The organism is Flavobacterium sp., assembly GCF_035299245.1.
Lineage (GTDB): Bacteria > Bacteroidota > Bacteroidia > Flavobacteriales > Flavobacteriaceae > Flavobacterium.
Genome location: NZ_DATGWY010000014.1, coordinates 365,758 through 372,786 on the forward strand (window position 1 = coordinate 365,758; position 7,029 = coordinate 372,786).

Here is a 7,029-nt window from a genome sequence, read left to right on the forward strand (position 1 = left end):
TTTTTAATTTTCGTAAATATACGGAATCTCAAAAGATACTTTGGCGCCAACAGTATTTTTATGTTCGTCCACAAGGTTTTCAGTTTGCACTTCAAAGTCTTTGGTATTGGCAATGTGCATCAATCGTTCTTTGGTAATTTTCATGGCCAACGACTTGTTTCCACTTGCCTTTTGATGTTCTGAAAAACCCGTTCCGTTATCCGTTACTTCAAAAAATAGTTTGCCGTTGTGAAGTTCAAATCGCACCCTAATTTGGCCTTTTTCAGTTATATTTATTAATCCGTGTTTAATGGCGTTTTCAATAAAAGGTTGTGTAAGCATTGGTGGAACAAAAATATGTTCGGTTTCTAATTCGTTTGAAGTGTTGATAGTAAAGTCAAATTTATTATTGTAAAGTAATTTTTGAATGGAAAGGTAGTTGTCAATCATCATCAATTCTTCTTCTAACGAAATATAATTTTCACTTGAATTCTCTAAAATTTGACGCGTGAGTTTAGAGAATTTAGTGAGGTAATTCAAGGCTTGATCGCTTTGATTCGTGTAAATTAAACTTTGAATATTATCAATGGAATTAAAAATAAAATGCGGGTTCATTTGCGACAATAAGAGTTTTTGGTTGAGTGCACTCTTTTCGAATTGAGCAATGGCTTGCTTTTGTTTGTAGTTTTTATAGAGAAAATAAGCTCCAACAACAAGCAAAATCAAAAGAGATGAAAGTCCGATTAGCAAACTATTTTTAAAAGCATTTTTCTTTTGATTTTCAAGTGTAATGGAGCTGAGTTTTCGTTCTTGCTGTAATTTAAGTTGGCTTTGTTTGGCTTCGTATTCGTATTGCAATTGTTTCTTGGTAAGCAAGTTATCATTTTCTTCTTTTTTGATGCTGTCTTTGATAACGCTCAATCGTTCTCCGACTATAAGTGCTTTTGCAAATTGCTGATTTTTTTTATGAATTTGATACAACTGTTCTAATGCATGCTTTTGAAATTCGAGATGATTGATGTTTTTAGCAAACTCCAGTCCTTTTGTTAGGTTGTGTTCGGCTTCTGAAAATTTATTTTGTTGGTGTAAAACACGTCCGATAGCAATGAGCGAATTGGCATTATTTTCGGGTAATTTGCTGTTGGACAAACTTTTTTTGTATTCGGTCAATGCCAATTCTAAATTACCTTTACATCTTTCTTCGTTACGACCTAAATTGAAATAAATTTCAGACAAAACATCTTTATCATTGAGTTTCAATGCTAAAGTCAATGCTTTAGTTAGATTTGAATTGCACTGCTCACAGTTGTTTAACTCTTGTTGGGTTTTTCCGATACTAATGAACAACAGTACTTTTTGTATGTTGTCTTGAAAACTGAGATTTTCTTTTTTATAATAGATGTTGTAAGCCTTAGTGTAATAATTGAGTGCGTCATTGAACTTTTCTTGTTCAAAATACAAATTAGCAATACTTTGAAAAGCGTAGGAAATAGAAGTTTTGTCATTAAAATCTTCGAAAACATGGAGCGCTTCAAAGTAATTATTGATGGATTGACTCGTATTACCAATTTTATTGTACATCACACCTAAATTCATTAAGACATAGCCTTTGGCTGGTTTATAACGTTGTGTAACAAAATATTTTGGACTGTAATATTCTAAACTTTTGTTCAAGTATTTTATAGTCAGCAAATAATCACTTTGCATATTTTGGTAGGCTTTGTTCATATAATACACTCCCAAAGCATCGTAAGCTCTTTCATTAGTTTCTCGGTATGTATTATTGCGCTTTAATAGGCGAATAGCTACGTTTTTGAACAATTCATTATAATAATTGTATTGCTTAGAAGTGTTAGAAGTATTGACCAAAACAAAACTGATGGCTTTTAACTTTGTCGTATCGTGTGCACGACTGTTGATGACAGCTTTGAGCGAATCTAGGTTTTTGTTTTGGGCTTGAACATTGATAAAACCCAATAGCAACAGCAATCGAATTAGAAATACAAATTTTGGAATGCTGATTTGGGATTTGGACATATTTGTGCTTGCGGTTTACTTTTTACAAAGGTATTTATTTTTTTAGACTAGTTGGGCTGCTTAGATTTTTGGACTGTACGATTATAGAATTGCAAGACTTTAGGACTATAAGATTGTTGGATTTTGGGATGCGGCTGAAACGGATTGAACTGATTCGCAGATTTTTGAAAACTGTGACTGCGACTGAGCACTGAAATAGCCCAGATAGTAGAGGAAAGCCTTTTGCCACTGAAAACTAATTTTTGTTGCTTTTGAAGAGCGACCAACGGAAGCTATTGAAAAGCGTACAAAAATAGTTTGAAGTAAAAAAGCTTGGAACGAATAGCTGGAAATAGCTACAAATAAAAAACCACCAACTTGCGCTGATGGTTTTTGTATTTATATAAATCTGTGATTAGATTTTGAAACGTTTTCTATCGTTTTCTGTCAAGTAGATTTTACGCAAACGAAGTGATTTTGGAGTTACTTCTACGTATTCGTCTTTTTGAATGTATTCTAAGGCTTCTTCTAATGAGAATTTGATAGCAGGAATGATTCGTGCTTTATCATCAGCTCCAGAAGAACGTACGTTGGATAGTTTTTTCGTTTTAGTAACGTTTACCGTCATATCGTCTGAACGTGTGTTTTCACCAATAACTTGACCTTCGTAAATGTCTTCGTTAGGATCAACAAAGAATTTACCTCTGTCTTGTAGTTTATCGATTGAATACGGGATGGCTTTTCCGTTTTCCATAGAGATTAACGAACCGTTATTTCTTCCTGGAATTTCACCTTTGAATGGTTCGTATCCGATGAAACGGTGCGCCATGATTGCTTCTCCAGCAGTAGCCGTAAGCAATTGATTACGTAATCCAATGATTCCACGTGATGGAATGTTGAATTTTACAATCATACGCTCTCCTTTCCCTTCCATGGAAAGCATTTCGCCTTTACGAACCGAAACAAATTCGACCGCTCTACCTGATAAATGCTCAGGTAAATCGATGGTTAATTCTTCGATTGGTTCGCATTTTACGCCGTCTACTTCTTTGATGATAACTTGAGGTTGACCAATTTGTAGTTCGTAACCTTCTCTTCTCATGGTTTCGATTAAAACTGATAAGTGAAGTACACCACGACCAAATACCATGAATTTATCAGCAGAATCCGTATCACCTACTCTAAGAGCAAGGTTTTTCTCCAATTCTTTTGCCAAACGATCTTTGATGTGACGCGAAGTAACAAATTTTCCTTCTTTACCAAAGAACGGTGAATCGTTGATGGTAAATAACATGCTCATTGTTGGTTCGTCGATAGCAATGGTTTGCAATGCTTCTGGGTTTTCAAAATCGGCAATAGTATCACCAATTTCAAATCCTTCTACTCCTACAATAGCACAAATATCACCTGCTATAACTTCGGATACTTTTTTACGGCCTAAACCTTCAAAAGTGTGTAATTCTTTGATGCGTGATTTTATAATTTTTCCGTCTCTTTTTACTAGTGAGATGGGCATTCCTTCTTTTAAAACACCTCTTTCCAAACGACCGATTGCGATACGACCTGTGAATGAAGAGAAATCTAATGATGTGATTAACATTTGAGGCGTTCCTTCTGAAACTTTAGGAGCAGGAACGTGTTCAACCACCATATCCAATAATGCTTCGATATTAGTGGTAACATTTTCCCAATGATCCGACATCCAGTTGTTTTTAGCAGAACCGTACACAGTTGGGAAATCCAATTGCCATTCTTCTGCACCCAATTCAAACATTAGGTCGAAAACTTTTTCGTGCACTTCTTCTGGAGTACAGTTTTCTTTATCCACTTTGTTGATTACAACACATGGTTTTAGACCTAAGTCGATGGCTTTTTGAAGTACGAAACGTGTTTGAGGCATCGGACCTTCAAAAGCATCTACTAATAAACAAACACCATCAGCCATATTCAATACACGCTCTACTTCACCACCAAAATCGGCGTGACCTGGAGTATCAATGATGTTGATTTTTGTTCCTTTGTAAACCACTGAAACGTTTTTTGAAGTAATGGTAATTCCTCTTTCACGTTCAAGATCGTTGTTGTCAAGAATTAAGTCGCCTGTGTTTTCGTTTTCACGAAATAATTGGCAATGGTACATAATTTTATCAACCAAAGTCGTTTTTCCGTGGTCAACGTGAGCAATAATAGCGATGTTTCTAATCGATTCCATGTGTCTTTTTTAGTGGGTGCAAAGGTACACTTTATTTTGATTAAAAAAATTACTATTTAATATAGTTTAAACATTATTTAAAGTTCATTGTTTATAAAAAAGGACGATGCACATTTAAATATTAATAAATTTTTCTATTTTTGAAGTAATGGAAAAAAAATCGAATAAAATAATACTTTCTTATTTTGTAGTTACTTTCTCATTGGTATTCACCAGTCAATTAATTATCTTTTTATTTTTCGACCATTACAGTTTAATTGCGGTTCTTTTAGTCGCTTTATCTACTTCAGTAATCCTTACATTTATTCAAAAATACCTGATAGAAAAAAACAATCAGAAGAGCAGTCGTATGTTGGATGAACTTCAAATGATTAATGAAGATTTAACCAAATCGAATGAGCGTTACGATATAGTTTCCAAAGCAACGAGTGATACCATTTGGGATTGGGATTTGAGTACGGGTGGATTCATATGGAACAAAGGAATTTATGGTGTTTTTGGGTATAAAAAAAATGAAGTTGGTGATAATTTCCAATGGTGGTTTGATAAAATTCATCCTGAAGACAGCTTAAAAATGTCGGTTAAAGTATACACCAACGTTGAACAAAAAACAGAAAAATGGCAAGATTACTATCGGTTTCAATGTGCTGACGGAAGCTACAAATACGTTTACGATAGAGGTTTTTTGGTTATGGATGACAACAATACACCGATTCGAATTATTGGTGCTATGCAGGACATTACCAAACTAAAAGAAGAAGAACAGCGATTGAAACTTTTGGAAACAGTAATTACGCAATCGAAAGATTCGGTAATTATTACAGAGGTTAATAGTGCTTCAAAAGGAATTCCTAAGATCATCTATGTTAATCCGGCTTTCACAAATATTACAGGCTACAAACCAAAAGAGGTTATCGGAAGAACTCCTGCCGTATTCATGAATAAAAATTCGATGAAGAGTGACTTTAAACGAATTTCTGAATCCTTGAAAAAGAAAGTTGAATTTAGTTTTGAAGTTTTAAATCTGAATAAAAAGAAAGAAGAATACTGGGTAAATTTCACCACTATACCAATCACAAATAAAGACAATGAACATTCGCATTGGATATCAATTCAAAGAGACATAACTCAAGAGAAAAAACGTGAAAAAGAAAGAGAACAATTAATCAACGAGTTAACCATTAACAATAAAGATTTAAAACAATTCTCCTACATTATATCACACAATCTAAAAGCGCCACTTTCCAATTTAACTGGTTTGCTAAATTTGATTGAAGATACTGAAATTAAAGACCCTGAATTGAACGAGCTGATCAATGGATTTTCAAAATCAACCCATTTACTAAACGAGACTATTAATGATTTAGTTAAAATAATAGTCATAAAAGACAGTACTTCTATCGAAAAAGAAGAAGTGAATATTTTAGAAGTATTTGAGAATGTTTTCAATCAGTTGAATTTTTTAATTAACTCCAATTCGCCTATTTTAAAGATGTCGTTGGAAAAATGTCCAACACTTTTCATCAATAAATCGTATTTAGAAAGTATTTTACTAAATTTGACCACAAATTCGTTGAAATACAGAGACATAAACAGACCTTTAAAAATTACAATTACCAGTCAAAAAGACAAAGACAAATCAATTTTAGTTTTTAAAGATAATGGTATGGGAATTGATTTGAATCGTCACGGTGAAAAAATATTTGGTTTGTATCAGCGATTCCATAGCCATACCGATAGCAAAGGTCTCGGTTTGTATTTAGTAAAGTCGCAGGTAGAAGCTATGGGAGGAACAATAACAATAGAAAGCAAAGTAGATTACGGAACTACTTTTACTATAACCTTTAACAAAGAAGAACAGAATGCTTAACAAAATTTTGTGCGTTGATGATGACCCAATCACTTTAATGTTGTGTAAAAAAGTGATTGCGAAAGCCAATTTTACTGGCGAAATTGAATCCGCCAAAGACGGTATAGAGGCCTTGAAATTTTTTGATACAATTAATAATGAATCTAAAAGTGACGATTACCCCGAGTTAATTTTCTTAGACTTAAATATGCCTATTATGGATGGATGGGAGTTTCTGGATGAGTTTTCTAAAAATCTTAGTCAGGCGTTTCCAAAAACAAAAATCATTGTTTTATCCTCATCGATTGATCCAAAAGACATCAACAAATCAAAAAACTACCCTATGGTGTTGGATTTTTTACCTAAACCTATAACGGTTGAAATGCTCAACAATATTAAACACGACTAACATTTTAGTAATACCATACAAATAAAAAAAAGCTTCCAAATTTGGAAGCTTTTTTTTATTTGTATGAGTTAGTAAATTATACTATAACTTAGCTACATGCTTAGTTAACTTAGATTTCAAGTTAGAAGCTTTATTATCGTGAATAATATTTTTCTTAGCTAATTTATCAATCATAGAGATAACACCAGCCAATTTAGCTGCTGCATCAGTTTTATCAGTAGCCATTCTTAATGCTTTTATTGCATTACGAGTTGTTTTATGCTGATATCTATTTAATACTCTTTTCTTTTCGTTGCTTCTAATTCTTTTTAAAGCTGACTTATGATTTGCCATTTTTCTTGATTTAATTGTAATTATTATTAATTAATACTTAGTTAAAAAAGAAAAACCTCCCACATTTGCCTTAGCGAACACTTTGGTTTTAACTAATAAAATAAAAAACCGAGACACTGATTTTAAATTTTATAAAACTAATTTACAACTAACGTTGTAGCCCGTAGGGGAATCGAACCCCTCTTACCAGGATGAAAACCTGGCGTCCTAACCGATAGACGAACGGGCCAT

5 protein-coding genes and 1 tRNA gene are annotated in these 7,029 nt (G+C 33.3%); 2 read left to right on the forward strand and 4 right to left on the reverse strand.

Features of this window, described 5'->3' with window-relative positions:
- Positions 1–3: 3 nt before the first annotated feature.
- Both VK161_RS10635 and typA read right to left on the reverse strand, forming a co-directional pair.
- Positions 4–2,016: a tetratricopeptide repeat-containing sensor histidine kinase gene (locus VK161_RS10635; RefSeq protein ID WP_324214762.1), complete on the reverse strand. Its 2,013-nt coding sequence runs from the start codon at positions 2,014–2,016 to the stop codon at positions 4–6.
- A gap of 394 nt (positions 2,017–2,410) precedes the next feature.
- Entirely contained in the window at positions 2,411–4,207 is a 1,797-nt protein-coding gene (typA, locus tag VK161_RS10640; protein WP_324214763.1) for a translational GTPase TypA, read from the reverse strand.
- A gap of 148 nt (positions 4,208–4,355) precedes the next feature.
- On the opposite strand from typA, the gene VK161_RS10645 reads away from it, so the two are divergent.
- Together VK161_RS10645 and VK161_RS10650 are read left to right on the forward strand one after the other, a co-directional pair.
- Positions 4,356–6,077, forward strand: a complete 1,722-nt coding sequence (locus VK161_RS10645) for a PAS domain-containing sensor histidine kinase (protein WP_324214764.1) — start codon at positions 4,356–4,358, stop codon at positions 6,075–6,077.
- Positions 6,070–6,465 (forward strand): response regulator, encoded by a 396-nt coding sequence (locus VK161_RS10650; RefSeq protein ID WP_324214765.1) that lies wholly within the window; start codon positions 6,070–6,072, stop codon positions 6,463–6,465. The genes VK161_RS10645 and VK161_RS10650 overlap by 8 nt, the downstream gene beginning before the upstream one ends.
- 81 nt (positions 6,466–6,546) lie before the next feature.
- Here the strand turns inward: VK161_RS10650 and rpsT are convergent, their stop codons facing one another.
- Together rpsT and VK161_RS10660 are read right to left on the reverse strand one after the other, a co-directional pair.
- The gene (gene rpsT / locus VK161_RS10655; RefSeq protein WP_324214766.1) at positions 6,547–6,798 is read right to left on the reverse strand and encodes a 30S ribosomal protein S20; all 252 of its coding nucleotides are present in this window, start codon (positions 6,796–6,798) and stop codon (positions 6,547–6,549) included.
- Between the two features lie 157 nt (positions 6,799–6,955).
- Positions 6,956–7,027 (reverse strand) — tRNA-Glu (locus VK161_RS10660).
- Positions 7,028–7,029 lie beyond the last annotated feature (2 nt).